Origin of the sequence: Bradyrhizobium sp. 956_D2_N1_4 (assembly GCF_052076025.1) — a bacterium.
Lineage (GTDB): Bacteria > Pseudomonadota > Alphaproteobacteria > Rhizobiales > Xanthobacteraceae > Bradyrhizobium > Bradyrhizobium barranii.
The window spans coordinates 8,874,710-8,899,635 of sequence record NZ_CP197237.1 but is presented as its reverse complement, the minus strand read 5'-3'; the positions used below and the strand labels follow the sequence as shown (position 1 = coordinate 8,899,635).

At 65.2% G+C, this 24,926-nt stretch carries 24 protein-coding genes; 11 read left to right on the top strand and 13 right to left on the bottom strand.

The window, feature by feature from the left end:
- Positions 1-154 precede the first annotated feature (154 nt).
- A complete protein-coding gene (locus AB7535_RS42185; protein ID WP_354114295.1) occupies positions 155-1,063 on the top strand; it encodes an NAD(P)-dependent oxidoreductase in 909 nt (302 codons plus the stop codon).
- Between the two features lie 207 nt (positions 1,064-1,270).
- Here the strand turns inward: AB7535_RS42185 and lysA are convergent, their stop codons facing one another.
- From lysA to argH, 3 genes are all read right to left on the bottom strand, one after another.
- On the bottom strand, positions 1,271-2,536 hold the full coding sequence (lysA, locus tag AB7535_RS42180) for a diaminopimelate decarboxylase (protein ID WP_354114296.1): 1,266 nt from the start codon (positions 2,534-2,536) through the stop codon (positions 1,271-1,273).
- A gap of 23 nt (positions 2,537-2,559) precedes the next feature.
- Complete coding sequence (gene lptM / locus AB7535_RS42175) at positions 2,560-2,853, bottom strand: LPS translocon maturation chaperone LptM (RefSeq protein WP_063985789.1); 294 nt, start codon at positions 2,851-2,853, stop codon at positions 2,560-2,562.
- A 93-nt stretch (positions 2,854-2,946) separates the two neighbouring features.
- Positions 2,947-4,344 carry an argininosuccinate lyase gene (gene argH, locus AB7535_RS42170; protein WP_354114297.1) on the bottom strand — a complete coding sequence of 466 codons (1,398 nt, stop codon included), beginning with the start codon at positions 4,342-4,344 and terminating at the stop codon, positions 2,947-2,949.
- Between the two features lie 109 nt (positions 4,345-4,453).
- Between argH and tlpA the strand changes: the two genes are divergently transcribed.
- Positions 4,454-5,119 (top strand): thiol:disulfide interchange protein TlpA, encoded by a 666-nt coding sequence (tlpA, locus tag AB7535_RS42165; protein ID WP_166103824.1) that lies wholly within the window; start codon positions 4,454-4,456, stop codon positions 5,117-5,119.
- Positions 5,120-5,129: 10 nt separating this feature from the next.
- On the opposite strand, the gene AB7535_RS42160 is transcribed toward tlpA, so the two are convergent.
- From AB7535_RS42160 to AB7535_RS42135, 6 genes are all read right to left on the bottom strand, one after another.
- A complete protein-coding gene (locus tag AB7535_RS42160) occupies positions 5,130-5,324 on the bottom strand; it encodes a hypothetical protein (protein ID WP_015688853.1) in 195 nt (64 codons plus the stop codon).
- Between the two features lie 237 nt (positions 5,325-5,561).
- Positions 5,562-6,443, bottom strand: coding sequence for a 3-hydroxybutyryl-CoA dehydrogenase (locus tag AB7535_RS42155; protein WP_063985792.1), 882 nt, complete (start codon positions 6,441-6,443; stop codon positions 5,562-5,564).
- Between the two features lie 210 nt (positions 6,444-6,653).
- Positions 6,654-7,598: an electron transfer flavoprotein subunit alpha/FixB family protein gene (locus tag AB7535_RS42150; RefSeq protein WP_063985793.1), complete on the bottom strand. Its 945-nt coding sequence runs from the start codon at positions 7,596-7,598 to the stop codon at positions 6,654-6,656.
- Positions 7,598-8,347: an electron transfer flavoprotein subunit beta/FixA family protein gene (locus AB7535_RS42145; protein WP_166103829.1), complete on the bottom strand. Its 750-nt coding sequence runs from the start codon at positions 8,345-8,347 to the stop codon at positions 7,598-7,600. The genes AB7535_RS42150 and AB7535_RS42145 overlap by 1 nt, the downstream gene beginning before the upstream one ends.
- A 125-nt stretch (positions 8,348-8,472) precedes the next feature.
- Entirely contained in the window at positions 8,473-9,045 is a 573-nt protein-coding gene (locus AB7535_RS42140; RefSeq protein ID WP_014491644.1) for a cob(I)yrinic acid a,c-diamide adenosyltransferase, read from the bottom strand.
- Between the two features lie 2 nt (positions 9,046-9,047).
- Positions 9,048-9,242, bottom strand: coding sequence for a twin transmembrane helix small protein (locus AB7535_RS42135; RefSeq protein WP_028147306.1), 195 nt, complete (start codon positions 9,240-9,242; stop codon positions 9,048-9,050).
- Positions 9,243-9,483: 241 nt separating this feature from the next.
- On the opposite strand from AB7535_RS42135, the gene AB7535_RS42130 reads away from it, so the two are divergent.
- Positions 9,484-10,377 carry a YihY/virulence factor BrkB family protein gene (locus AB7535_RS42130; protein WP_166103836.1) on the top strand — a complete coding sequence of 298 codons (894 nt, stop codon included), beginning with the start codon at positions 9,484-9,486 and terminating at the stop codon, positions 10,375-10,377.
- Here AB7535_RS42130 and AB7535_RS42125 read toward each other — a convergent pair.
- Both AB7535_RS42125 and gluQRS read right to left on the bottom strand, forming a co-directional pair.
- Positions 10,304-11,578 (bottom strand): ATP-binding protein, encoded by a 1,275-nt coding sequence (locus AB7535_RS42125; protein ID WP_063985796.1) that lies wholly within the window; start codon positions 11,576-11,578, stop codon positions 10,304-10,306. The genes AB7535_RS42130 and AB7535_RS42125 overlap by 74 nt on opposite strands.
- 103 nt (positions 11,579-11,681) lie before the next feature.
- Positions 11,682-12,554, bottom strand: a complete 873-nt coding sequence (gluQRS, locus tag AB7535_RS42120; RefSeq protein WP_354114298.1) for a tRNA glutamyl-Q(34) synthetase GluQRS — start codon at positions 12,552-12,554, stop codon at positions 11,682-11,684.
- A gap of 224 nt (positions 12,555-12,778) precedes the next feature.
- On the opposite strand from gluQRS, the gene AB7535_RS42115 reads away from it, so the two are divergent.
- On the top strand, positions 12,779-13,432 hold the full coding sequence (locus AB7535_RS42115; protein ID WP_354114299.1) for a DNA-3-methyladenine glycosylase family protein: 654 nt from the start codon (positions 12,779-12,781) through the stop codon (positions 13,430-13,432).
- A 147-nt stretch (positions 13,433-13,579) separates the two neighbouring features.
- On the opposite strand, the gene AB7535_RS42110 is transcribed toward AB7535_RS42115, so the two are convergent.
- On the bottom strand, positions 13,580-14,467 hold the full coding sequence (locus AB7535_RS42110) for a LysR family transcriptional regulator (RefSeq protein ID WP_354114300.1): 888 nt from the start codon (positions 14,465-14,467) through the stop codon (positions 13,580-13,582).
- A 181-nt stretch (positions 14,468-14,648) separates the two neighbouring features.
- Here AB7535_RS42110 and AB7535_RS42105 point away from each other — a divergent pair, with 181 nt between their 5' ends.
- From AB7535_RS42105 to AB7535_RS42075, 7 genes are all read left to right on the top strand, one after another.
- On the top strand, positions 14,649-15,623 hold the full coding sequence (locus tag AB7535_RS42105; protein ID WP_354114301.1) for an NAD(P)H-dependent flavin oxidoreductase: 975 nt from the start codon (positions 14,649-14,651) through the stop codon (positions 15,621-15,623).
- A 51-nt stretch (positions 15,624-15,674) separates the two neighbouring features.
- Positions 15,675-16,850 carry an ABC transporter substrate-binding protein gene (locus AB7535_RS42100; RefSeq protein ID WP_354114302.1) on the top strand — a complete coding sequence of 392 codons (1,176 nt, stop codon included), beginning with the start codon at positions 15,675-15,677 and terminating at the stop codon, positions 16,848-16,850.
- 10 nt (positions 16,851-16,860) lie between these two features.
- A complete protein-coding gene (locus tag AB7535_RS42095) occupies positions 16,861-18,387 on the top strand; it encodes an acyl-CoA synthetase (protein WP_354114303.1) in 1,527 nt (508 codons plus the stop codon).
- 98 nt (positions 18,388-18,485) lie between these two features.
- Positions 18,486-19,571: a DUF2855 family protein gene (locus AB7535_RS42090; RefSeq protein WP_354114304.1), complete on the top strand. Its 1,086-nt coding sequence runs from the start codon at positions 18,486-18,488 to the stop codon at positions 19,569-19,571.
- Between the two features lie 77 nt (positions 19,572-19,648).
- Positions 19,649-21,424 (top strand): flavin-containing monooxygenase, encoded by a 1,776-nt coding sequence (locus tag AB7535_RS42085; RefSeq protein ID WP_439037193.1) that lies wholly within the window; start codon positions 19,649-19,651, stop codon positions 21,422-21,424.
- Positions 21,425-21,553: 129 nt separating this feature from the next.
- Entirely contained in the window at positions 21,554-22,531 is a 978-nt protein-coding gene (locus AB7535_RS42080; RefSeq protein WP_354114306.1) for a peptidyl-alpha-hydroxyglycine alpha-amidating lyase family protein, read from the top strand.
- A gap of 220 nt (positions 22,532-22,751) precedes the next feature.
- Complete coding sequence (locus AB7535_RS42075; protein ID WP_063985805.1) at positions 22,752-23,309, top strand: HNH endonuclease; 558 nt, start codon at positions 22,752-22,754, stop codon at positions 23,307-23,309.
- Between the two features lie 90 nt (positions 23,310-23,399).
- Here the strand turns inward: AB7535_RS42075 and AB7535_RS42070 are convergent, their stop codons facing one another.
- The gene (locus tag AB7535_RS42070) at positions 23,400-24,791 is read right to left on the bottom strand and encodes an NAD(P)/FAD-dependent oxidoreductase (protein WP_439037192.1); all 1,392 of its coding nucleotides are present in this window, start codon (positions 24,789-24,791) and stop codon (positions 23,400-23,402) included.
- Positions 24,792-24,926 lie beyond the last annotated feature (135 nt).

Here is a 24,926-nt window from a genome sequence, read left to right as displayed (position 1 = left end):
CAGATGTGGTTAGCGGGACTCGGAGTGACCGCTTTCGCGCAACAACTCCTCCCTGCGGATATGGGTCCCGGGCTCATCGCTTCGCGATGCCCCGGGACGACGAGCGTAAAATGTGACCCCGCTCTCACGCACAACAACAAACAAGGGAAACACCATGCACATCGGATTCATCGGCCTCGGAAACATGGGTTTCCCGATGGCGCGGCGGCTGATCGAGGCGGGGCACAAGCTCGTCGTGTTCGACACCCGCAAGGAGGCCGTCGACAAGCTCGTGGCGCGCGGCGCCACCGCTGCAACCTCGCCGAAGGACGTCGCCGATCAGGTCGAGACGGTCATGGCGAGCCTGCCCTCGCTGCAGGCGTCGCTCGAGGTCGCGACGGGTGCGAACGGTGTGATCGAAGGGAGCCGCGCCAGGCGCTTCATCGATCTCTCCACCGTCGGCTCGATGATGGCGGCGAAGATCCACGGCCTGCTGGCGAAACGCGACATCGTGCAGATCGACTGCCCCGTCTCCGGCGGCGTCGGCGGCGCCGAGAAGGGCACGCTGGCGGTAATGGTCTCGGGGCCCAAAGCCGAGTTCGAGCTGCTCAAGCCCGCGCTCGACGTGATCGGAAAAGTGTTCTTCATCGGCGAGAAGCCGGGCGCGGCACAGACCATGAAGCTCGCCAACAATTTCCTGTCGGCGACCGCGATCGTGGCGACCTCGGAAGCGGTGGTGATGGGCGTCAAGGCGGGGCTCGATCCCGCCGTGATGATCGACGTCATCAATGCCGGCTCCGGCATGAACACCGCGAGCCGCGACAAGTTTCCGCGCTCGGTGCTGCCTCGGACCTTCGACTTCGGCTTCGCCACCGGATTGATGGTGAAGGACGTGCGGCTGGCGCTGGAGGAGATGAAGTCGCTCGGCCTGTCGATGGAGGTCGCGGACGCGGTCGGACGGCTATGGGAGACCGTGATCAGCGCGGAAGGCGCCGAGTCCGACTTCACCGCGGCGATCAAGCCGATCGAGAAGAAGGCGGGAGTTGTGGTCGGCGGAACGAAGGGTGGATTGGCGGGGAAGTAGCCGCCCCGCACGCTCGTCGTCCCGGGGCGTGCGAGGCGCGAGCCCGGGACCCATAACCACAGGCGGATGTGGTTACGGGGACTCGGAGTTACAGCTCAGCCAAACAACCACTTCTTGTGGTTATGGGTCCCCGCCCCTCGTGCGCAATTGCGCACTAGGCGGGGACGACAGCGAGGATGAGGCGCGGCCTTACCGCCCCTCAATCCCTCACAGCCACGGCGCCGGCGTGTCCATCGCGATCAGCTGCTCGACCTCGATGCGCGGGCGCACGACGGCGTATTGATCGCCCTTTACCAGCACTTCCGGAACCAGCGGCCGCGTGTTGTAGGTGCCGGCCTGCACCGCGCCATAGGCGCCCGCGGTCATGATGGCGATGAGATCGCCAGGCTTCGGCGTCGGCAGCGTGCGATCCAGTGCGAGATAGTCGCCGGTCTCGCAGACCGGGCCGACGACGTCGGCCATGATCGTGGCGGCGCCCGCGGCCGGCTGCGTCACCGGCAGAATGTCGTGATGCGCCTCGTACAGCGTCGGGCGGATCAAATCGTTCATGGCGGCGTCGATGATGACGAAATTCTTGCCGTCGCCGTGCTTCACGTAGATCACCCTGGCGACCAGGATGCCGGCATTGCCGACGATCATGCGGCCCGGCTCGAACATCAGCGTGCAGCCGAGATTGTGGCTGACGCGCTTGACCATGGCGGCATAGGCGTCGGGCGCCGGCGGCGCCTCGCGGTCCATGTAATAGGGAATGCCGAGGCCGCCGCCGAAATCGACGTGGCTGATGTTGTGACCGTCGCTGCGCAGCGTCTGCACGAATTCGGAGAGGATGCGGAACGCGGTCTCCATCTTGGAGAGATCGGTGATCTGGCTGCCGATATGCACGTCGGTGCCTGTGACCTCGATGCCCGGAAGTTTTGCAGCGCGTGCATAGACCTCGCGGGCATAGGCGATCGGAATGCCGAACTTGTTCTCGGACTTGCCGGTCGAGATCTTGGCGTGCGTGCCGGCATCGACGTCGGGATTGACGCGCACGGAGATGCGCGCGGTCTTGCCCATCTCGGTCGCAAGCCGCGACAACAGCTCGAGCTCGGGCTCGGATTCGACGTTGAGGCAGAGGATGTCGGCGGCGAGCGCGGCGCGCAGCTCGGCCTCGGTCTTGCCGACGCCGGAGAACAGGATCTTGCTGGCGGGAATGCCGGCGGCCAGCGCACGCTTCAATTCGCCGCCGGAGACCACGTCGGCGCCGGCCCCGAGCTTGGCCAGCGTGCGCAGCACCGACTGGTTGGAATTCGCCTTCATGGCGTAGCAGACCAGCACCTTCTCGCCGGCGAAGGCGTCGGCGAAGACGCGGTAGTGCCGCTCGAGCGTCGCGGTCGAATAGCAATAGAACGGCGTACCGACGGTTGCGGCCAGCTCGGACAGGTTCACGGCCTCGGCGTGCAGGACGCCGTTGCGATAGTCGAAATGGTTCATGGCGTCGGCTCAGCTATCCCGGCTCATTTTTTGCCGGGAGGTTCGTCCAGGAGCGGGTCGAGGATAAACGATTTCTTCTTGCCCTTGGCGGCGGCAGGCGCTGCGTCCGCACCGTAGCCGGGATTGAACACGCTCGGCGTCCTCTGGGCTTCGGTCTCGGTGTCGGTCGGAGCTGCGACATTGGCCGTGGATGCACTGGAGGCGGTCGGCGGCAGATCCAGCGGGCCCTTGCGGCCGCAGCCGGCAAGCGCGAGCGCCGTCAGGCTCAAGACAATGATGGCCCACCCCGAGCCGGCCGGGCGAAACTTTGACGTCACGACGAAATCCCCACTACGCGGGCCGCACCATACAGAGATTGGCGCGCTCTGGCGAGAGCCGGATGACCATGAAACATAAGCGAAATTTTGCCCTCAGCCCAATTTTCGCTCTTTTTCCAGCCGCTTCGCCCAGGCCTTGGCCTGCGACGCCACGTTCTTCGGCGCGGTGCCGCCGAAGCTGGTCCGGCTCTTCACCGACGATTCGACCGAGAGCACGCCGAGCACGTCCTTGGTGATCTTTGGCTCGATCGCCTGCATCTCCTTCAGCGGCAGCTCGTGCAGCGCCACGCCGCCCTCGGCGGCCTTCGCCACGATACGGCCGGTGACGTGGTGGGCGTCGCGGAACGGCATCTTCAGCGTCCGCACCAGCCAGTCGGCAAGGTCGGTCGCGGTGGCATAGCCCTCGCCCGCCGCCGCCCTCATCTTCGCTTCGTCGGGCACGAGATCGCGGACCATGCCGGTCATGGCGCGGATCGCGAGCGACAGGGCAGCAAAGCCCTCCATCGCGCCCTGCTTGTCCTCCTGCATGTCCTTTTGATAGGCGAGCGGCAGGCCCTTCATCACGATCAGGAGGCCGTTGAGCGCGCCGATGACGCGGCCGGTCTTGGCGCGCACGAGCTCGGCGGCATCCGGGTTGCGCTTCTGCGGCATGATCGAGGATCCCGTGGTGAACTTGTCGCTGAGGCGGATGAGACCGACCAGCGGCGAGGTCCAGATCACGATCTCTTCGGCAAAGCGCGACATGTGCACGGCGCAGATCGAGGCTGCCGACAGCGTCTCCAGCACGAAGTCGCGATCGGAGACCGCATCGAGCGAGTTCGCCATCGGGCGGTCGAAACCGAGCGCCTTCGCGGTGGCGTGGCGGTCGATCGGGAACGAGGTGCCGGCGAGCGCGGCGGCGCCGAGCGGCGATTCATTGAGCCGCTTGCGGGCGTCCTGGAAACGGCCGCGGTCGCGCGCCGCCATCTCGACATAGGCGAGCAGATGATGGCCGAAGGTCACGGGCTGCGCGGTCTGCAGATGCGTGAAGCCGGGCATGACGGTCGCGGCATGTTCGAGCGCGCGATTGACGAGCGCGGCCTGGAACGCGGCGAGCGCTGCATCGGTCTCGTCGAGAACGTCGCGGACATAGAGACGGAAATCGGTCGCAACCTGGTCGTTGCGCGAACGCGCGGTGTGCAGCCGGCCGGCGGCGGGGCCGATCAGCTCGGACAGGCGGCTCTCGACGTTCATATGGATATCTTCGAGGGCACGCTTGAACGTGAAGCCGCCCTTGCCGATCTCTGACAAAATCGTGTCTAGACCCTTGCCGATATTTTTCGCATCAGAGCCCGTGATGATGCCCTGCGCGGCAAGCATCGCGGCGTGCGCCTTGGATGCGGCAATGTCCTGGGCGAAGAGGTGACGATCGACGTCGATGGAGACGTTGATCTCTTCCATGATCTCATCGGGACGTTCCGAGAACCGGCCGCCCCACATCTTGTTGCTCATGATCCCCTGCTCACGCCTTGCTTGCCGCTGCTGCCGCACGTTTGCTGGCCGGAGCCAGCCGTATTAAGAGGCCCCTGATAGCCATATCTGCGACCGGATGACAAACGATATGCTCGACAAGACGCCCTCCGCCACGCGCCGGATCCCCCTCGTCATCGCCACCGTGGCGATCGGTGGGCTGGCCGGCTTCGCCGCGCTGTACGGGCTGGGCCTGAACCGGGCGTCCTCAGGCGATCCGGCCTGCCGGGCCGCGGTGGCAACGGCGCAGAAAATCGCCCCCCTCGCCCATGGCGAATTGGCCGCCCTGACCATGGCGAGCGCGCCGCTAAAACTGCCCGACCTGGTCTTCGAGGACGCCGACGGCAAGCCGAAGAAGCTGTCCGATTTCCGCGGCAAGACGCTGCTGGTCAATCTCTGGGCCACCTGGTGCGTGCCCTGCCGCAAGGAAATGCCGGCGCTGGACGAGCTCCAGGGCAAGCTTTCGGGCCCGAATTTCGAGGTGGTGGCGATCAACATCGACACCCGCGACGCCGAGAAGCCCAAGACGTTCCTGAAAGAGGCCAATCTGACCCGGCTCGGCTATTTTAGCGATCAGAAAGCCAAGGTTTTCCAGGATCTTAAAGCCATAGGCCGGGCCCTGGGCATGCCGACCTCGGTGCTGGTCGACCCACAGGGCTGCGAGATCGCGACGATCGCGGGGCCGGCGGAATGGGCGAGCGAGGACGCGCTCAAGCTGATCCGGGCTGCGACGGGCAAGGCCGCCGCGTCGCTCTAGGCGGTGTGTACTAAGCCGTGACGTTTAGGTTGCCGCCGACGCCGGCGCCGACATTGGCGAGCGAAGGCTGACCGGCGCCGAGCAGCGTCAGGACGGTGGATTTCTCCATATCCGCGTTCTGCTTCATCAGCGTCGCCGAGATATTCGACTGTAGCGCGCCTTGCTGAGCGGCCAGCATGGTGCTGACCATCGCCATCATGTCCATTACGCAAACCCTCTTACCGGGCGCAGCCTAGGGGCGAGCGGTTAACGCGACATGAATTGTCACGGTGCGGATGCACGGCCTGAGGGCGAGAGCGCCGTAGGGTGGGCAAAGCGGCTTGTCCGCCGTAGCTCGAAGAGCGAAGGCGGAAGCGTGCCCACCAATTTCCACCGCATAATTGGAGAGATGGTGGGCACGGCGCTTTGCGCCTTTGCCCACCCTACGGCATCGGAAATTGGATCAGCGCGTCGGAACCGGCTTGGCGCCGCGGTAGTCGTAGAAGCCGCGCTGGGTCTTGCGACCGAGCCAGCCGGCCTCGACGTATTTCACCAGCAGCGGGCACGGGCGATATTTGGAATCGGCGAGGCCCTCGTGCAGCACCTGCATGATCGACAGGCAGGTATCGAGGCCGATGAAATCGGCGAGCTCGAGCGGGCCCATCGGATGATGCGCGCCAAGCTTCATCGCCGCGTCGATGGCCTCGACATTGCCGACGCCTTCATACAGCGTGTAGATCGCCTCGTTGATCATCGGCAGCAGGATGCGGTTGACGATGAAGGCCGGGAAATCCTCGGAGACCGCGACCTGCTTGCCGAGCTTGGAGACGAATTCCTTGGACGCCTCGAAGGTCTGGTCGTCGGTGGCGATGCCGCGGATCAGCTCGACCAGCTCCATCAGCGGCACCGGATTCATGAAGTGAATGCCGATGAAGCGCTCGGGCCGGTCGGTGGCCGCGGCAAGCCGCGTGATCGAGATCGAGGAGGTATCGGAGGCGACAATCGCCTCCGGCTTCAGCACCGCGCAGAGCTCGTGGAAGATCTTGCGCTTGACCTCTTCCTTCTCGACCGCGGTCTCGATCACGAGGTCGCAATCGGCGAGGTCGTCGAGCTTCTCGGCGAGCTTGATGCGGGCCATCGCCTTGGTCTTGTCGTCCTCGCTGACGGCCTTCTTGGAGACCTGGCGCGCCAGATTACCGTTGATGGTGGCCATGCCCGACTTGAGCCGGTCGGCCGAGACGTCGTTGAGCACCACGTCGAAACCGGCCAGCGCCGCGACATGCGCGATGCCATTGCCCATCTGACCCGCGCCGATCACGCCGACCTTCTTGATCACTGCCGCCATAATGTCATCCACCGGAACGGCGCGCAGATCGCGCCTGCCTCATCCCCCGAGCCGGGAGGTCCGATTTAATCAGAAACTCGATTAGATCAGAATCCTGGCTCGAAACCTAGATTGGATCGCTTCCCCGGCGTGCCCCACGCCAAAGAAAACGCCTTGAAAAAGAAAAACCGGCCGGAGTGTACCACTCCGGCCGGTGTTTTTAGCGCGTTTTTACTTGCCGAGCTTGGCGAGCGCTTCGGTGAGCTCAGGAACCGCCTGGTAGAGGTCGGCGACCAGGCCGTAATCGGCGACCTGGAAGATCGGCGCGTCCTCGTCCTTGTTGATCGCGACGATCACCTTGGAGTCCTTCATGCCGGCCAGATGCTGGATCGCGCCGGAAATGCCCACCGCGACATAGAGCTCGGGGGCCACCACCTTGCCGGTCTGGCCGACCTGCCAGTCGTTCGGCGCATAGCCGGCATCCACCGCCGCGCGCGAGGCACCGACGCCGGCACCGAGCTTGTCGGCGAGCGGCTCGATGTACTTGGCGAAGTTCTCGCGGCTCTGCATGGCACGGCCACCGGAGACGATGATCTTGGCCGAGGTCAGCTCGGGGCGGTCGCTCTTGGCGACTTCCTCGCCGACGAATGACGACAGGCCCGGATCGGCCGCCGCAGCGACGTTCTCGACGGCGGCGCTGCCGCCTTCACCCGCCGCCGCGAAGGTCGACGTGCGCACCGTGATGACCTTCTTGGCGTCCTTCGACTTCACCGTCTGGATGGCGTTGCCGGCATAGATCGGGCGCTCATAGGTGTCGGGGGCGACCACCTTGGTGATCTCGGAGACCTGCATGACGTCGAGCAGGGCTGCGACACGCGGCATCACGTTCTTGAAGCGCGAGGTCGCGGGGGCGACGATCGCGTCATAGCCGGAAGCCAGCGAGACGATCAGCGCGGCGAGCGGCTCGGCGAGATCGTGGGCGTAAGTCTCGCCCTCGGCAAGCAGCACCTTCTTTACGCCGGCAAGCTTGGCGGCAGCATCCGCCGCAGCCTTGGCGTTCTGGCCGGCCACCAGCACGTCGACATCCGCGCCGAGTGCGGCAGCCGCGGTCAGGGCCTTGTTGGTCGCGTCCTTCAGCGACGCATTGTCGTGTTCGGCAATCAGAAGCGTCGTCATCAGAGCACCCCGGCTTCGTTCTTGAGTTTCGACACCAGCTCGGCGACGTCCTTGACCTTGACGCCCGCCTTGCGGCCCGCCGGCTCCGTCGTCTTGAGAACCTCGAGACGCGCGGCGACGTCGACGCCGTAATCGGCAACGGTCTTCTCCGCGATCGGCTTCTTCTTGGCCTTCATGATGTTGGGCAGCGAGGCATAGCGCGGCTCGTTGAGACGGAGATCCGTGGTGACGATTGCCGGTCCCTTCAGCTTGACGGTCTGCAGACCGCCGTCGACTTCGCGGGTGACCTTGAAGTCAGAGCCTTCGACCTCGAGCTTCGAAGCAAACGTCGCCTGCGACCAGCCGAGCAGCGCGGCCAGCATCTGACCGGTCTGGTTGCTGTCGTCGTCGATCGCCTGCTTGCCGAGGATGATCAGGCCGGGCTGCTCTTCGTCGGCGATCTTCTTCAGAATCTTCGCGACCGCGAGCGGCTCGACGATGCCCTCGACCTTCACCAGGATGCCGCGGTCGGCGCCCATGGCGAGACCGGTGCGGATCGTCTCCGAGGCCTGCGCCGGTCCAATGGAAACCACGACGACCTCGGTGGCCTTGCCGCCTTCCTTCAGGCGCAACGCTTCCTCGACCGCGATTTCGTCGAACGGGTTCATCGACATCTTCACGTTGGCGAGTTCAACGCCCGATCCATCGCCCTTGACGCGGACCTTGACGTTGTAATCAACCACCCGCTTTACCGGCACCAAGACCTTCATCGATCCTCTTTCACTCAATTTGGGAGGGGGGTTATCAACTGGCGCGGAACCTAAAGGCCTGATCCGGCCCGGTCAACGCGCGACAGGGCCAAATTTTAGACCTTAGAAATATCGACCTCAATGGGTCAGCGATTCTGGCCCGGAACCCAGAGCACGTCGCCGGCGCCGTTATGGTTGGCGGCACGGCTGGCGACGAACAGGAAGTCGGACAGGCGGTTCATATACTGGATGCCAGCGGCGCCCACGGGCTCGCCGGGCCGGGCCGCCAGTTCCACCATCACGCGTTCCGCCCTGCGGCAAATCGTACGGGCAACGTGGAGGTAGGCGGCGGCCGGCGTGCCGCCCGGCAGCACGAAGGAGGTGAGCGGCGCCAGCTTGTCGTTGAGCGCGTCGATGTCGCGCTCGAGCCGCTCGACCTGGCTTGCCACCACCCGCAGCCGCTCGGCCTTGCCTTCACGCTCGGGCACTGCGAGGTCCGCGCCGAGGTCGAACAGATCGTTCTGGATGCGGCCGAGCATCGCGTCGAACTCGGGCATGTCATGGGTGTGAAGCCTGACAACGCCGATCGCGGCATTGGTCTCGTCCACGGTGCCATAGGCTTCGATGCGCAGATCATATTTCGGACGGCGCTCACCCGTTCCGAGCGCCGTCGTGCCGTCGTCACCGGTCTTCGTATAGATGCGATTCAGCGTGACCATTTTTAACGCCCCATCGCCCAGACTGCGAGCATGGCAATCACGATCGCCACGAACTGAAGCAGCACGCGCCAGCGCATCAGCTTCTGCGAGGTGTTTGGCGAGCCGCCGCGCATCATGTTGACGAGACCGAGCAGCAGCACCACCGCCACGGCGCCGGCCGCTACCGGCAGGATGAAAGTACTCAGGAGAGATGCCATTTGGGGTAGATAACACCGTGCTTGCGGATGCGCCATGGTGCCGCGGCAGCCGCCGCCGTCATTCCGGGGCGATGCGAAGCATCGAGCCCGGAATGACGACGGGGGCGCTTCGCGATCTGGCTTTTAGGTCAATAATATCAGATGGTAGTGCGATGATTTCTGGTCTGCGCCAATTGCCCGGCTTTTTCGCCTCTCCCCGCGCACGGGGCGAGCGAGCGGCATCTGTCGTGTAGGTGGGCGCGTGAGGGCAATCCGCACCATCTACGTCGTCGTGGAAGACGCCTTCTACACCTTCCTCGCCGACGACGGCTGGGCGATCGCGAGCCATATCGCGCTGTCGACGCTGATGGCGCTGTTCCCGTTCCTGATCGTGCTGACCTCGCTCGCCGGCTTCTTCGGCTCCAAGGAACTTGCCGATCAGGCCGCAAGCCTGATGCTTCAGGTCTGGCCGAAGCAGGTCGCCGATTCGATCTCGGGGGAAGTCCACGACGTTTTGACCACGACCCGCACCGGCGTGCTGACGATCGGCGCAGCGCTGTCGGTGTATTTCGCCTCCAACGGCGTCGAGGCGCTCCGCGTCGCGCTGAACCGCGCCTATGCGGTGGTGGAGATGCGGCGCTGGTACTGGCTGCGCCTTGAATCGATCGGCTACACGCTGGTCGCGGCCTTCACCGCGCTCGCGATGGCGTTCCTGATCGTGCTTGGCCCGCTCTTCATCGAGGCGGCGCGGCGCCATATCCCGCTGTTCGTCGAGTCCAACGAGAGCATCCTCACCTGGCTGCGCTACGGCATCACCGTGGGTGCGCTGGTGGTGGCGCTGATCATCCTGCATGCCTGGCTGCCAGCGGGACGGCGCGCCTTCCTCCAGATCCTGCCCGGCATCGTCTTCACCATCGTGGCGTCGCTGATCTCGGGCATCGTGTTCGGCCAATATCTGGCGCGCTTCGCCAACAACTACGTGACGATGTATGCGGGGCTCGCCTCGGTGATCATCGCGCTGGTGTTCCTGTATTTCATCGCCGCGATCTTCGTCTACGGCGGCGAGCTCAACGCCGCGATCATCAAGTCGCGGCTTCCTCACGGCGTTTCGCTTCAAGCAGCGCAGTCGCTAAAGCGCGCGGAGACACAGGCTTGACCAGGAAGGCGTCGGCGCCGGCCTCGCGCGAGGCCGCCTCGTCCTCGCCACGGCCGGACACGCCGATGATGGGGATCTGAGCCAGCGGCGCCGGCATGGTCCGGATCCGCCTGATGGCCTCGACGCCGTCGATGCCAGGCAGCACCATGTCCATCAGCACCGCATCGAACGCGCCCTGAGCGAGCCGGTTCACCGCGTCCTCGCCGCGCCCGATGAACTCGGCATGGTGGCCGAGCTCGGTCAGGATGGTGTTGAGCACGACGCGGCCGAACGGATTGTCCTCGACGCTGAGCACGCGCAGCGCGGCCATCGCATCCGCCTCGGCTTCGCCCTTCGACTTGCGGGACTTGCGCGATTCCGTCGCGTCGAGCGACATCGTCAACGTGAAGGTGGCGCCGCCGCCGCGCCGCGGGGCGACCGTGATGTCCCCGCCCATCGCGCGCGCCAGTTGCTTGACCGAGGAAAGGCCCAAGCCGGCGCCGCCGAAGCGCGAGGCGATGGTGACATTGGCCTGGGTGAAGGGGCGGAACAGCCGCTTGATCTCGGCCATGGTCAGGCCGATGCCGCTGTCGGACACCGCGAAGGCGACGCCGACCTTGCCCTTCGCCTTGTCTCTGGCCTTGCCTTTGGCGGGACGCCAAGGCGCGACCGCGAGCGCGACACCGCCCTGCTCGGTGAATTTGACGGCATTGTCGATCAGGTTCTCGAGCGCGGCGCGCAGGCGGACGGAATCGCCGACCACCAGCCCCGGCAGCTTCTCGGAGATATCGACCTGGGCCTGGAGGCCCTTGGCCGCGGCGCGTCCGGCGAGCGAATCGCCGGCGCTGCGGGCGAGCGCGCGCAGATCGAACAAATCCTGCCGCAAGGCACTTCCACCCTTGCCCGCCCCCTTGCCGGTTCGGGCAGCATCGACGAACAGGGTGGCAAGGCTCGCCAGATGCTCGGCACCGGCCTTGATGGTGTCGGCCCAGCGCCGCTCGCGCTCGCCGAGATCGGAGGTGGCGAGCAGGTCGCTGATCGCGAGAATACCGGTCAGGGGGGTACGGACCTCATGGGCGAAGGCGGCGAGCGCGGCCTGGACCACGTCCGGCGCCACGGCCTTGGCGCTGCGCTTGCGCAACCGGCCGGTCGCCCCGGACCGCTTCCGAGGCGGTCGCCTGGACGTTCGCGTGGTGCGCGCTGAGCGCGTTTTCGCCGCCATGAATCCCTTCGAAGGGTCCCCTTCGATCCCCAGGCTCTCAAGCAAGCATCGCACGGGGGAACCCCCGGAGTCACGGCGGCGTTTTGCTAACCCCCAGAGAAACTTAACCTAATCCCACCAACCGGCGGATGCCGGCGGGCGTGGCGCCGGCAGCGCGCAGCTCGCGCAGGCCGGTCGAGCGGTCCGATTTCGACAACTTCCGGCCCGCCTCGTCCAGAATCAGGGCGTGGTGGCGATAGGCGGGTTCCGGCAGATCGAGCAGGACCTGGAGCAAGCGGTGAACCGAGGTGGCGTGAAACAGGTCCTGCCCCCGCACGACCTCGCTGATGCCCTGAAGCGCGTCGTCGACGACGACGGACAGATGGTAGCTGGTCGGCGTCTCCTTGCGGGCCAGGATAACGTCGCCCCAGGCCTCGGGCCGCGCGGGGACGGTACCTTGCTCGCCGTCGGGGCCCACGCCCAGCTCAGTCCACCTCAGGCCGGCAACGCGTCGGCAGGCGACCGCCATGTCGAGCCGGAGCGCGTAAGGCACGCCAGATGCAATGAGCCGGTCGCGCTCGCCGACCGACAGCGATCTGGCGTCACCCGGATAAAGCGGTGCGCCATCGGGATCGCGAGGCCATGGCCCGGCGGCCCCGCGCGCGGCCACGAGCCTGGCGATCTCCGCGCGACTTTCGAACGCGGGATAGACGAGACCAAGTGCCGAGAGTTTCTCGAGCGCGGCGCGATAAACGGCGAGATGCTCCGACTGCCGCCGCACCGGCATCTCCCAGGCGATGCCGAGCCAGGCGAGGTCTTCGTAGATCGCCACCTCATATTCCGGCCGACAGCGCGTCGCGTCGATGTCCTCGATCCGCAGCAACAGCCGCCCGCCGGTCTCGCGCGCACGGTCGAAGTTGAGCAGCGCCGAATAGGCGTGGCCGAGATGCAAGAGGCCATTCGGGCTGGGGGCAAATCGGAAAACGGGTGGCGCCATTCGGTGAAACTCGTCATGGCCGGGCATAGCCGTCCGAAGGGACGGCGTCGCTTCCGCTCGCCTATGTCCCGGCCATCCACGTTCTTCGGTGCGATACAGCGATCGTGTCAAGTCGTGGACAGATACGAACACTGTCACCCATGCTAGACATGTCGTGTGGTTAGAGAGACGTGGATGGCCGGGTCAAGCCCGGCCATGACGCCGGAGAGAGTTTGCCGACCCAAATGACCATCCACCTCGAAACCCAGTCCGATCTCGAAGACGCCGTCCACGCGCTGATCAAGCGCGACCCGCGCCTCAAGCCCGTGCTCGAGATCGCCGGCATGCCCGCCTTGCGGCGGCGTGAGCCGGGTTTCACGGGGCTCGCCCATATCGTTTGCGGGCAGCAGCTTTCGACCGCGAGCGCCGCAGCGATCTGGGGGCGGCTGTCGGCCGCGTTCGATCCGTTCGACCATGAGGCCGTGAGCCGCGCCCGCACCGACCGGCTGGGACGGCTCGGCCTGTCCGCCGCCAAGATCAAGACGCTGAAACATCTCGCGCGCGAGATCAATGCGCAGCGGCTGAACCTCGATGTGCTTGCCGAGGAAGACGCCGAGGCCGCGCACCATACGCTGATCGCGCTGCCCGGCATCGGGCCATGGACCGCCGACGTCTATCTGCTGTTCTGCCTCGGGCACGGCGATGCCTGGCCGGCCGGCGACATCGCCGTGCAGGAGGGGATCAAAGTTGGCCTGGGCCTTCAGGCGCGGCCGACGGAGAAGCAGATGGCGCCGCTCGCCGAACCCTGGCGTCCCCTGCGCGGCGCGGCCGCGCATCTGTGGTGGAGCTATTATCGCGTGATCAAGAAGCGCGAAGGTGTGATCGCAGGTCAGGCCTGACGACTAGATAAGTCGTGTCCCGGACGCGGTGCGGCACGAAGTGACGCACCGCAGAGCCGGGACCCATGGACTTGGCGAGTTGGAGCATGGGCCCCGGCTCAGCAGCGCATCACTGCGTGCTGCGCTGCGTCCGGGGCACCAGGCCCCCTAGCCCCGCAGCCGCTCGCGATCGGCACGGGCGCATTCCGCGACGAAATCGATGACGGCGCGCACCGCAGACAACTCGACCAGATCGGGATGGGCGAGCAGCCAGAGATCGGCGACGCTGACAAGTTTCTGCGGCGCGACGCGCACGAGGTCCGGATAGCTTTCCGCGACGAAGCAGGACAGCGCGGAGATGCCAATTCCCGCGCGCGCCGCCGCCAGCATGTCGCCCTGCGACGAGCAGCGCATCACCATGGTGCCTTGCCGGGTGATCGCATCGCTCCAGCGCGCCAGCTGCGCATTCGAATCCTGATCGGCGAAGCCGATGACGCTGTGCCCCTTCCACTCGCCGCTCCGCTCCGGCATGGACCGGCCCGCGGCATAGTCGCGCGAGGCATAGAAGCCGGTGCCGAGGCGGCCGACCCTGCGACCGACCAGATTTTCCTCGCCGCTATCGACCGGTCGCAGCACGACGTCGGCCTCCCGCCGCCGCACGCTGGCTGGAAACGGATGGGTGATGATCTCGAGCCGAATGTGGTCATGCGCGCCGAGAAACGATCGCAGCCGCGGCATCAGCCAGTGCGAGGCCAGCGTCGCGCCGATCGACAGCTTGACCGTGCCGCGCGCCTTGCGCCCGCCGGCGCCAACGGCGGCTTCGGCCCGGAGTGCGGCAACGGCCATCGCCTCCGCGTGCTCTCGCAGCGTACGTCCATCGGCGGTGAGCACGAAGCCATCGGCGGCCCGTGCCAGCAGCTTGGTGCCGAGCTGTGCCTCCAGCGCCGCGATCTTGCGGCTGACGGTCGGATGACTGGCATGCAGACGTTTTGCCGCAGCGGTGAAGCTGCCGGTGTCGGCGACCGCGACGAAGGTCTTGCAGAGATCCCAATCCACCGCCGGCTCCGTACAAATCTGATGATAGGCTTGTTCAATATTGAACGATCCGCTGCCCACCGTCCAACCCTATAGTGGGATCAAAGCGCTGGACGGCGGACACCCCGCCGGCGCGACAATCGACATGGAAGCGCTCACAATCGGCCGGCAGGCCGTTGACGCGCGTCGTCAGGAGGATCGGATGGCACTGCCCGCTCTGCTCAAGAACAATCTGGAGCTGCCCGTGGTCGGCTCGCCCCTTTTCATCGTCTCCGGGCCGGAGCTGGTGATCGCCCAATGCAAGGCCGGTGTCGTCGGCTCGTTTCCGGCGCTCAACGCCCGTCCGGTGGAAAAGCTCGACGAATGGCTGAGCCGCATCGAGGACGAGCTCGGCGAATACAAATCGCGCAATCCCGGCAAGAAGGTCGCGCCCTACGCCGTCAACCAGATCTGCCACGCCTCCAACGACCGGCTGATGAAGGACATGGAAACCTGTGTGAAGCACAGGGCGCCCATCATCATCACCTCGCTGCGGCCGCCCGCCGAGATCGTCGAGGCCGCGCACTCCTATGGCGGGCTGGTGTTCCACGACGTCATCAACGTCAAGCATGCGCGCAAGGCCGCGGAGCAAGGCGTCGACGGACTGATCCTGGTCTGCGCCGGCGCCGGCGGACATGCCGGCATGCTGTCGCCGTTCGCGCTGGTGCGCGAGGTCAAGCAATGGTTCGACGGCGCGATCCTGCTGTCGGGCGCGATCAGCGACGGTTTTGGCATTGCCTCCGCGCTGACGCTGGGCGCTGACCTCGCCTATATGGGCACGCGCTTCATCGCGACACAGGAAGCCAATGCCGACGAAGCCTACAAGGCCGCGCTGACGCAGCACGCCGCGCACGACATCGTCTACACCAACCTGTTCACCGGCGTGCACGGCAACTATCTCGGCCCCTCGATCGCCGCCGCCGGGCTCGATCCGGACAATCTCCCGGTTGCCGACAAGACGAAGATGAATTTCGGCTCCGGCGGCAACATGAAATCCAAGGCGTGGCGCGACATCTGGGGCTCGGGCCAGGGCATCGGCCAGATCCTGGATGCGCCGCCGGTGGCCGAGCTGGTCGACCGGATGAAGGGCGAATTCGATCAGGCCCGGCAGGATTTCCTGATGCGCGCCAGCGCCTGACGGCTTGGTCCGACAAGAAAATTGGACTGACACGACAAACGGGAGGACATCATGAAGCTGACAGCCGCGCTGACAGGCCTGTCGTTGCTGACGCTTGCCGCCGGCAGCGCCAGTGCGGACGAGATCCGGATCGGGCAGACCCTGCCCTATAGCGGCCCTGCCTCCGGCTTCGGCGCGATCGGACGGACCCAGGAGGCGTTCTTCGAGAAGGTCAATGCCGAAGGCGGCATCAACGGCCGCAAGGTCAAGTTCATCACGCTGGACGACGCATACTCGCCGCCGAAGACGGTCGAGCAGACCCGCAAGCTGGTGGAGCAGGACGAGGTGCTGATGATGTTCGGCTCGCTCGGCACCGCCACCAACAGCGCCGTGCAGCGCTACCTCAACGCCAAGAAGGTGCCACAGCTGTTCGTGCTCTCGGGCGCCACCAAATGGGCCGATCCGCAGAAGAATCCCTGGACGATGCCGGGCATGGCGGCCTACGAATCCGAGGGCGTCGTCTATGCCAAGTATATCTTGCAGGCCAAGCCCGACGCGAAGATCGCAATCCTGTCCCAGAACGACGATTTCGGCCGCGACTATGTCGCGGGCTTCAAGCGCGCGCTCGGGCCCAAGGCCGCAAGCATGATCATCGCAGAGGCGAGCTACGAGACCAGCGCGCCGACGATCAGCTCGCAGCTCTCGACGCTGAACGCGTCAGGCGCCAACGTGCTGTTTGGCGTGGTGCTCGGCAAGTTCACCTCGCAGATGGTCAAGGGTGTAGCCGAGATCGGCTGGAAGCCGGAGCTGTTGTTCGTGCCGACCTCGGCCTCCTCGATCTCGTTCCTGGAGCCGGCGGGACTGGACAATGCGGTCGGGCTGATCTCGTCGAGCAACCAGAAGGACACGATGGACCCGCAATGGGCCGACGATCCCGGCGTGAAGTCATATTTCGCGTTCATGAAGCAATACATGCCGACCGCGGATCTCTCGAACTCCAACTACGCCGCGGGCTATCACTATGCCACGCTGCTGATGACGGTGCTGAACGCCTGCAAGGACGATGTCAGCCGCGACAACATCTTGAAGCAGGCCGCGTCGCTGAAAGAGGTGAAGCTGCCGCTGCTGTTGCCCGGAATGAGCGTGTCGACTGGTCCGGACGACTATCTGCCGTTCCAGCAGCTGCAGCTCCGCCGCTTCAACGGCAAGAGCTGGGTGCCGTTCGGCGGCATTCTCGATGACCGGTAGAGGACATCCCATGATCATCAGCGGCGAGCGCAGGATCGATTATGCAGAACTCCATGCGCGGATCAGGCGGGCCGCAGGAGGGATCAGCGCGCTCGGCGGGCGCGAGGGCACGCCGGTCGCCATGATGCTGCGCAATGACTTCGCCCTGTTCGAGGTGGTCGCGGCTTCCGCCGCGCTCGGCCGACCGGTGGTGCCGATCAACTGGCACCTGAAGGCCGCCGAGGTCCGCTATATCCTGGCCGACAGCGGCGCCAACATTTTGATCTGCCATGCCGACCTGCTGCCGCAGATTCGCGACGGCCTGTCGGAGGGCCTAGCGCTGATGGTCGTGCCGACGCCGCCGGAGATCGCCGGCGCGTTCGACATCCCCGCTGCACTCACAAAGGTGCCGGACGGATTGACCGATTGGGACAAATGGCGTGACGGCCAGGCGGAACTCACCCAGCCGCCACGTCGCAGCGCGCCGATGTTCTACACGTCGGGCACGACGGGCATGCCGAAGGGGGTGCGGCGCATGCCGATGCGCCCCGAGCAGGTCGCGGCCTCCGAGCGCGTCGGGGCGATCGCCTATGGCGTGAAGCCGAACGAGGATCAGGTCGTGCTGATGAACGGCCCGATGTACCATTCCGCTCCGCACTCCTACGGCATGCTGGCCTATCGCAGTGGCTGCACCATCGTGCTGGAGCCGCGCTTCGATCCCGAAGACCTGCTGCAACTGATCGAGCGCCATCGCGTCACGCACATGCACATGGTTCCGACGATGTTCGTGCGCCTGCTGCGGCTGCCCGAAGACGTGAAGCGACGTTACGACTTGTCTTCGCTGCGCTTTGTCGTTCATGGCGCAGCGCCCTGCCCGCCCGACGTGAAGAAGGCGATGATCGATTGGTGGGGAGGCGTCATCAACGAATATTTCGGCTCGACCGAGACCGGGATTCCGGTGTGGCACTCCGCCGAGGAAGCGCTGAAGAAGCCCGGCACCGTCGGCCGCGCCATCGAGGGCGGTGTCGTCAAGATCTTCCGCGCCGACGGCAGCCCGTGCGACGTCAACGAACCCGGTGAAATCTACATGCGGCAGGCCTCGGTGCCGGATTTCGACTATCACGGCAAGGCCGAAGCCCGCGCCGAGGCGGGCCGCGACGGTCTCGTCAGCGTCGGCGACGTCGGCTATCTCGACGCGGACGGCTATCTGTTCCTGTGCGACCGCAAGCGCGACATGGTGATCTCCGGCGGCGTCAACATCTATCCCGCTGAGATCGAGAACGCGCTGATCGGAATGCCCGGCGTGCGCGATTGCGCCGTGTTCGGCATTCCCGACGCCGAATTTGGCGAGCGGCTCTGCGCCTATGTCGAGCCGGAGCCGGGCGCAGCGCTCTCGCCCGCCGCGGTCCAGTTGTTCCTGCGCGAGCGGCTTGCCAATTTCAAGGTGCCGAAGGACGTCGAATTCCGCGACGCGCTGCCGCGCGAGGCGACGGGAAAGATCTTCAAGCGCAAGCTGCGGGAGCCCTATTGGGCGGGTCACGCACGCGCCGGCGCGTAACGAACGGCTGCGAACGGCGTTTTAAACTATGTTGCTGTTGCAAAAAGATCATGGGTGAACGATGAAATGCCGGCGCGGACAAAGCCGGGATCAAAGCCATGACATCGATCGACTTCGTCGTTGCGAAAGATAACCTCGACCAGTGCAAGGTGGTCGCGACCGAGCGTCCCGGCGCGGATGCGCTGCCGACTGACGCCCTGCTCGTCAAGGTCGACCGCTTCGCCTTCACCGCCAACAACATCACCTACGCGGTGATGGGCGACGAGTTGAAATACTGGCAGCTCTTTCCCGCGCCGAACGGTTTTGGCAACATTCCGGTATGGGGCTTTGGCGAGGTGGTCGCCTCCAGGCATCCGAACATCGCCGTGGGCGAGCGCCTGTTCGGCTATTTCCCGATGGCGACGCATCTCGTCATCGAGGCGACCGACGTGAGCAAGCGCGGCCTTCGCGACGGTGCCGCACACCGGCAGGGCGTGGCGCCGGTCTACAACGCCTATGCACGCGTCAGCGGCGATCCCGCTTACACCGGCCAGAAGGGCGATTACCAGGCGCTGCTGCGGCCGCTGTTCATGCTGTCGTTCCTGGTCGACGACTTTCTGGCCGAGAACGACGACTTCGGCGCACGCACCGTGCTGCTCTCCAGCGCCTCGAGCAAGACCGCGTTCGGCCTCGCCCATCTGCTGCACACCCGCGGCCGCAAGGCGATCGGGCTGACGTCCGCCGGCAATGTCGACTTTGTCTCGTCGCTCGGTTGCTATGACGAGGTCGTCACCTATGACCGCATTGCGTCGTTGCCATCGGGCGCGCCGGTCGCCTTCGTTGACATGGCCGGCAACAGTGCGCTGCGCGCCGGATTGCATCAGCACTTCGGCGACCGGATGAAATGCTCCGTACGCGTCGGATTGACGCATCGCGCCACCGAGCCCGACGAAGGCGGGCTGCCCGGTGCAAAGCCGCGCTGGTTCTTCGCGCCCGAACAGATCCGCAAGCGCGCCAAGGAATGGGGCCCGGGCGGTATCGAGCAGCGCTTTGGCGCGGCATGGTCCGGCTTTGCGCCGCTGCTGGAGAGAAGCCTGACCGTGGTCGAGAGCCGCGGCCCCGACGCGGTGCGGCAGGTGTTTCTCGACACGCTGAAAGGGCGTATTCCGCCTGAGCAGGGCCACATGCTCTCGCTGCTCGGGTAAACCGCTTTCGAGGCCCGTCGAACCGGTATAGCGTCAACCTCAGAGGAAACGCCGCGAAGACGGCCACGAGGTCGCGCATGCTGGACAAGACGAAGGATATTTCCGTCTCGGCGCAAGCCTGGCTCGATGAGTTCGAGCGCACGCTCGGCGAGCCTGATCCGGCCGCACTCGACCACCTCTTCCTCACCGACAGTTTCTGGCGCGATGTTCTGGCGCTAAGCTGGAACCTGCAAACGATCGCTGGCCACGACCGGATTGCCCAAGCGCTGGGGGCGCTCGCGCCACCGGCGGCGCCGGCCAGCTTCACGATCGCGCCCAACCGCGCGGCGCCGCGCTGGGTCACGCGCGCCGGCACCAGCAATATCGAGGTCATCTTCAATTTCGAGACCGAGATCGGTCGCGGCAGCGGCATCGTCCGGCTCGTGCCCGATACCGCCGACGGCGACCGGCTGAAGGCGTGGACGCTGCTCACCGCGCTCGATGAGCTCAAAGGCTTCGAGGAGCAGCTCGGCACGTCGCGGCCGCGGGGGCAGGCCTATTCACGCGATTTCCGCGGGCCGAACTGGCTCGATTTGCGCAACGCAGCGCGCGACTACGCCAATCGCGATCCCACCGTGCTGGTGGTCGGCGGTGGCCAGGCCGGCATTGCGATTGCAGCACGGCTGAAGCAATTGAAGATCGACACGCTGATCGTCGATCGCGAGACGCGGATCGGCGACAATTGGCGCAAGCGCTATCACGCGCTGACCCTGCATAACCAGGTGCAGGTCAATCATTTGCCCTACATGCCGTTCCCGCCGAACTGGCCGACCTACATCCCGAAGGACAAGCTCGCCAACTGGTTCGAAGCCTATGTCGACGCGATGGAGCTGGATTTCTGGACCGCCACCGAATTCGAGGGCGGTACCTACGACGACGCGAAGGGCTGCTGGACCGTCACGCTGCGCCGCGCCGACGGCAGCAAGCGCACCATGCAGCCGCGCCATGTTGTGATGGCGACCGGCGTCAGCGGCATCGCGAACGTGCCTGATATTCCGACCCTCAGCAATTTCAAAGGCACGCTGCTGCATTCGAGCCGCTACGAGGACGGCGAGAACTGGACAGGCAAGCGCGCCATCGTGATCGGCACCGGCAACAGCGGCCACGACATCGCGCAGGATCTCTGCTCCAGCGGCGCCGAGGTGATTCTGGTGCAGCGGTCGCCGACGCTGGTCACCAATATCGAGCCGTCGGCACAACTCGCCTATGCGACCTACAATGAAGGCACGCTCGAGGATAACGATCTGATCGCGACCTCGATGCCGACGCCGCTCGCGAAGAAAACCCATGTGATGCTGACCGAGCAGTCGAAGGAGCTCGACAAGGAGCTGCTCGACGGCTTGCGCAAAGTCGGATTCAAGCTCGACTTCGGCGAAGCCGGCACCGGCTGGCAATTCAAATACCTCACCCGCGGCGGTGGCTATTATTTCAATGTCGGCTGCTCCAACCTGATCGTCGAGGGCGCGATCGGGCTCAGGCAGTTCGCGGACATCGAGAGCTTCACGGCCGAAGGCGCTCGGATGAAGGACGGCGCGATGATCGCGACCGATCTCATCGTGCTGTCCACCGGCTACAAGCCGCAGGAATATCTGGTGCGAAAACTGTTCGGCGACGGCGTCGCCGACCGCGTCGGCCCGGTCTGGGGCTTTGGCGACGGCCTGGAGCTGCGCAACATGTATGCGCGCACCGGGCAGCCCGGCCTCTGGTTCATCGCCGGCAGCCTCGCGCAGTGCCGGATCAACTCGAAATATCTCGCGCTCCAGATCAAGGCGATCGAGGAAGGGATTTTGGGGCGTGAGGCGGGCGCCGCTTAAGCCTCGTCATTGCGAGCGCAGCGAAGCAATCCAGGATCTTTCCGCGAAGACAGTCTGGATTGCTTCGCTGCGCTCGCAATGACAGTGTAGAGACGATCGCGCCGCTGAAACGAAGAAGAGGAAAAACAAATGCCTGCCATTCTCGGCACCGGCGAGCACCGCTACCGCGTCGTCGACAATTTTGCGAAGCTGCCCGACGGCTGGACACTGACCGACGTCGCCTCGGTCGCCGTCGACAGCAAGGACCGCGTCTACGTCTTCAACCGCGGGGCCCATCCGATGGTGGTGCTGGATCGCGAGGGCAATTTCCTCCGGAGCTGGGGCGAAGGCCTGTTCTCGCGCGCGCACGGCCTGCACATCGATGCCGACGACCATCTCTACTGCACCGATGACGGCGACCACACCGTGCGCAAATGCACCACCGACGGCAAGGTGCTGCTGACGATCGGCATCCCCGAGAAGCCGTCGCCGTTCATGAGCGGCGATCCGTTCCATCGCTGCACCCATACCGCGCTGTCGCCGAAGGGCGAGATCTACGTCTCCGACGGCTATGGCAATGCGCGCGTGCACAAGTTCACGCCGGACGGCAAGCTGCTCAAGAGCTGGGGCGAGCCCGGCACCGACCCCGGCCAGTTCAACATCGTGCATAACATCGCCGCCGACGCCGACGGTTTTGTCTATGTCGCCGACCGCGAGAACCATCGCGTGCAGGTGTTCAATGGCGAGGGCAAGTACGAGACGCAGTGGAACAATCTGCACCGTCCCTGCGCACTGTGCTGCTGTGGTGGCGGCAAGAGCCCGACATTCGTAATCGGCGAGCTCGGCCCGGGCCTCGCCGTCAACCGCAAGGTGCCCAATCTCGGCCCGCGGCTGTCGATCGTGGACGCGCAAGGCAAACGCATCGCGCGGCTCGGCGGTGAGGAAGGGCCGGGTGTCGCCAGCGGAAAATTCCTGGCTCCGCACGGCATCGCGCTAGATTCGAAGGGCGCCATCTATGTCGGCGAGGTCGGCGTCACCGACTGGAAGACGAGTTTTCCGGACCAGGAGATGCCGGCCGTGGTGCGCGCCACGCGGTGCTTGCAGAAGCTGGAGCGGGTGCGGGAATAGTTGGGCGGGCGAGGCCGCGACGCGCTGTCGGGTCGACCCTGCCTCCCCCGGCGTCGTTCGCGCCCCCCAAATCACGGCGGTTTTGAGCGCTTTGCCACCCCGCCGCCGCATTGCTTGCATCTGAATAAGTCGCTCAACGGGCTTCACAATCCCGTCACGCTGCATGTAGTATGTCAGTACATGCTGCTTCGCAGCGTATATTGGAGGCCGGGAGCGTTACTTGAACGCACATGTCTCGCAAGGCAGTTGGCCGGTGTTGGTGCTGAATGCGGACTTCCGGCCGCTGAGTTACTACCCGCTGTCTCTCTGGTCGTGGCAGGACGCGATCAAGGCAGTGTTCCTCGACCGCGTCAACATCGTCGCGCATTACGATCAGGCGGTTCACAGTCCCACGCTGCAAATGCAGCTGCCGAGCGTTGTCTCGCTCAAATCCTTCGTCAAGCCGACCACGCATCCCGCGTTCACCCGGTTCAACGTCTTCCTGCGCGATCGTTTCGCCTGCCAATATTGCGGCTCGCCCGAAGACCTCACCTTCGACCACATCGTCCCGCGCAGCAAAGGCGGCCAGACCACCTGGGAGAACGTGGTCGCGGCATGCTCGCCCTGCAATCTGCGCAAGGGCAATCTGACGCCGGCGCAGGCAAAAATGTTTCCGCGCCAGAGCGCGTTTGCGCCGACCGTGCACCAGCTCCACCGCAACGGCCGCCTGTTTCCGCCGAACTATCTGCACGATAGCTGGCTGGACTATCTCTACTGGGATACGGAGCTGGATCCGTAGGGCGACGCGGTTCGCGCTCGGCCGTTCGTGCGACGTGCTGAAATCGAAAGATCGAGGACCCGTCGGGTCCTCGGTTCGTTTCATCGAACGTCACGCATTCTGCGCCAGCGAATGAGCCTCGATTCGTTGGCGGATATCGGGCGAATTGATCAGGTCGAACGGCTCGACGAGTTGCACGACATCCGAGAACGCGCGCTGAACCACCGGATCGGCCACGACGGCCCGGAATAGAGCCGCCTCGAACTGCCGGCTTTCCTCGTACCGCTCCGGGCGCTGGCCCCGTGTGGTTGGATAGGCGAAGTCAGCGTTCACGCCCATGTTCCAGGGTGCCTGAAGCAGCGCGCCCACTTCGGACATGAACCCAGCCTGGAGGGCCTCGATCGGGTCCGCCTCCCCGGCGACGCGATCCAGGATCTCGCGCAGCAACTTTGCCTCTCGCGCGGCGACCGTCATGCCCTGCCCGTAGACCGGATTGAACCGGCACAGCGAGTCCGCCACGGGGAGAATCCCGCGCGGCAGCCGCTTGAGCCGTTCAAAATGCCGCCAGCGGCTCGCGTCAAACACGAAATGCCGGAGGCCTCCGGGTGGCAAGAGCTTGTAGACTGCGTTGTAGATCGCCGGCGTCTTCAATTGGCGTGCAGCCGCAAGATAGTCCTCCCACGTGCCGGGGCGATTCGTCGCGCCGTGATGGGAGATCGATGTAAACCAGCGCCCGCCTTCGAGAGGAATGATCAAGCCGGCTGTCGCCGACGTGGCGGGATCGGGCAAGGTGACCAGATTTTGCCAGTCGAACGAGGTTCGCCCCGGCCGCAGAACCGCGGTGGTGTAGCTGATGTCGACGCCCACGACGGTCTCCTGCGGCCGCTCCCAGCCAAGCACATCGAGCAGGCCGAGCGTCGGCGCGCCGCGGCCGGATGCGTCCACCACGAGATCCGCCTCGATCGCCGCACCAACGCCTGCGTCGTTCTCGAACTTCACCATCGGCCGGGTTGCAGCCGGCACAATCTCCGTCACGCGGCTCTGCGATTGCACTTTGACATTGGCGATCGCAGTCACCTTTCGGCGCAGCGTATGCTCGATCAGCGGCCGCGAGCCACACAGCAGCGACGTCCCGCAGTCGCGCCTTGGCAGCGCGCCGACATCTGGCCGCTCGTACTGGACGTCCTTGAAGACATTCACGGGAACTGCACCGGCGGCGGCAAGATCCTGCGCGAAACCCGGGAAAAGGGAGTCGAGGGCCTGCAGCCCACCGGCCAGAAGAAGATGCGGATGCCGATCCTGGGGAACGCCGGCGCGGGACATGATCGAAGCCGGCAGGACATCGCGTTCGAGAATGAGGACTTCCTGGAAGGCGGAAGCAAGCGCACCGGCGGCAGACAATCCTCCAATCCCCGCTCCGATGACAACCGCGCGTTGCCCAAAATGACGGCTCATACTTATTCCTTTGGTTCGATTCACCACCTTTCTGTGCGTGGACCGCACTACGGGAATGTTTCCAATCGCGGGATCTTTGTTTCGATTGCAACGGAGCGGCCGCGATGCGCGCTTCAAGGAGAAACGAACGGCGCCGTGGCGCGGGTCTATTGTGGGTCAGGAGAGTAGCGGGGGCTAGGCGTC

Excerpts from the sequence above, each read along its gene's own strand:
- AB7535_RS42185 (WP_354114295.1), top strand. The coding sequence starts at position 155 with ATGCACATCGGATTCATCGGCCTCGGAAACATGGGTTTCCCGATGGCG.
- lysA (WP_354114296.1), bottom strand. The coding sequence starts at position 2,536 with ATGAACCATTTCGACTATCGCAACGGCGTCCTGCACGCCGAGGCCGTG.
- argH (WP_354114297.1), bottom strand. The coding sequence starts at position 4,344 with ATGAGCAACAAGATGTGGGGCGGCCGGTTCTCGGAACGTCCCGATGAG.
- tlpA (WP_166103824.1), top strand. The coding sequence starts at position 4,454 with ATGCTCGACAAGACGCCCTCCGCCACGCGCCGGATCCCCCTCGTCATC.
- AB7535_RS42160 (WP_015688853.1), bottom strand. The coding sequence starts at position 5,324 with ATGGACATGATGGCGATGGTCAGCACCATGCTGGCCGCTCAGCAAGGC.
- AB7535_RS42155 (WP_063985792.1), bottom strand. The coding sequence starts at position 6,443 with ATGGCGGCAGTGATCAAGAAGGTCGGCGTGATCGGCGCGGGTCAGATG.
- AB7535_RS42150 (WP_063985793.1), bottom strand. The coding sequence starts at position 7,598 with ATGACGACGCTTCTGATTGCCGAACACGACAATGCGTCGCTGAAGGAC.
- AB7535_RS42145 (WP_166103829.1), bottom strand. The coding sequence starts at position 8,347 with ATGAAGGTCTTGGTGCCGGTAAAGCGGGTGGTTGATTACAACGTCAAG.
- AB7535_RS42140 (WP_014491644.1), bottom strand. The coding sequence starts at position 9,045 with ATGGTCACGCTGAATCGCATCTATACGAAGACCGGTGACGACGGCACG.
- AB7535_RS42135 (WP_028147306.1), bottom strand. The coding sequence starts at position 9,242 with ATGGCATCTCTCCTGAGTACTTTCATCCTGCCGGTAGCGGCCGGCGCC.
- AB7535_RS42125 (WP_063985796.1), bottom strand. The coding sequence starts at position 11,578 with ATGGCGGCGAAAACGCGCTCAGCGCGCACCACGCGAACGTCCAGGCGA.
- gluQRS (WP_354114298.1), bottom strand. The coding sequence starts at position 12,554 with ATGGCGCCACCCGTTTTCCGATTTGCCCCCAGCCCGAATGGCCTCTTG.
- AB7535_RS42115 (WP_354114299.1), top strand. The coding sequence starts at position 12,779 with ATGACCATCCACCTCGAAACCCAGTCCGATCTCGAAGACGCCGTCCAC.
- AB7535_RS42105 (WP_354114301.1), top strand. The coding sequence starts at position 14,649 with ATGGCACTGCCCGCTCTGCTCAAGAACAATCTGGAGCTGCCCGTGGTC.
- AB7535_RS42100 (WP_354114302.1), top strand. The coding sequence starts at position 15,675 with ATGAAGCTGACAGCCGCGCTGACAGGCCTGTCGTTGCTGACGCTTGCC.
- AB7535_RS42095 (WP_354114303.1), top strand. The coding sequence starts at position 16,861 with ATGATCATCAGCGGCGAGCGCAGGATCGATTATGCAGAACTCCATGCG.
- AB7535_RS42090 (WP_354114304.1), top strand. The coding sequence starts at position 18,486 with ATGACATCGATCGACTTCGTCGTTGCGAAAGATAACCTCGACCAGTGC.
- AB7535_RS42085 (WP_439037193.1), top strand. The coding sequence starts at position 19,649 with ATGCTGGACAAGACGAAGGATATTTCCGTCTCGGCGCAAGCCTGGCTC.
- AB7535_RS42080 (WP_354114306.1), top strand. The coding sequence starts at position 21,554 with ATGCCTGCCATTCTCGGCACCGGCGAGCACCGCTACCGCGTCGTCGAC.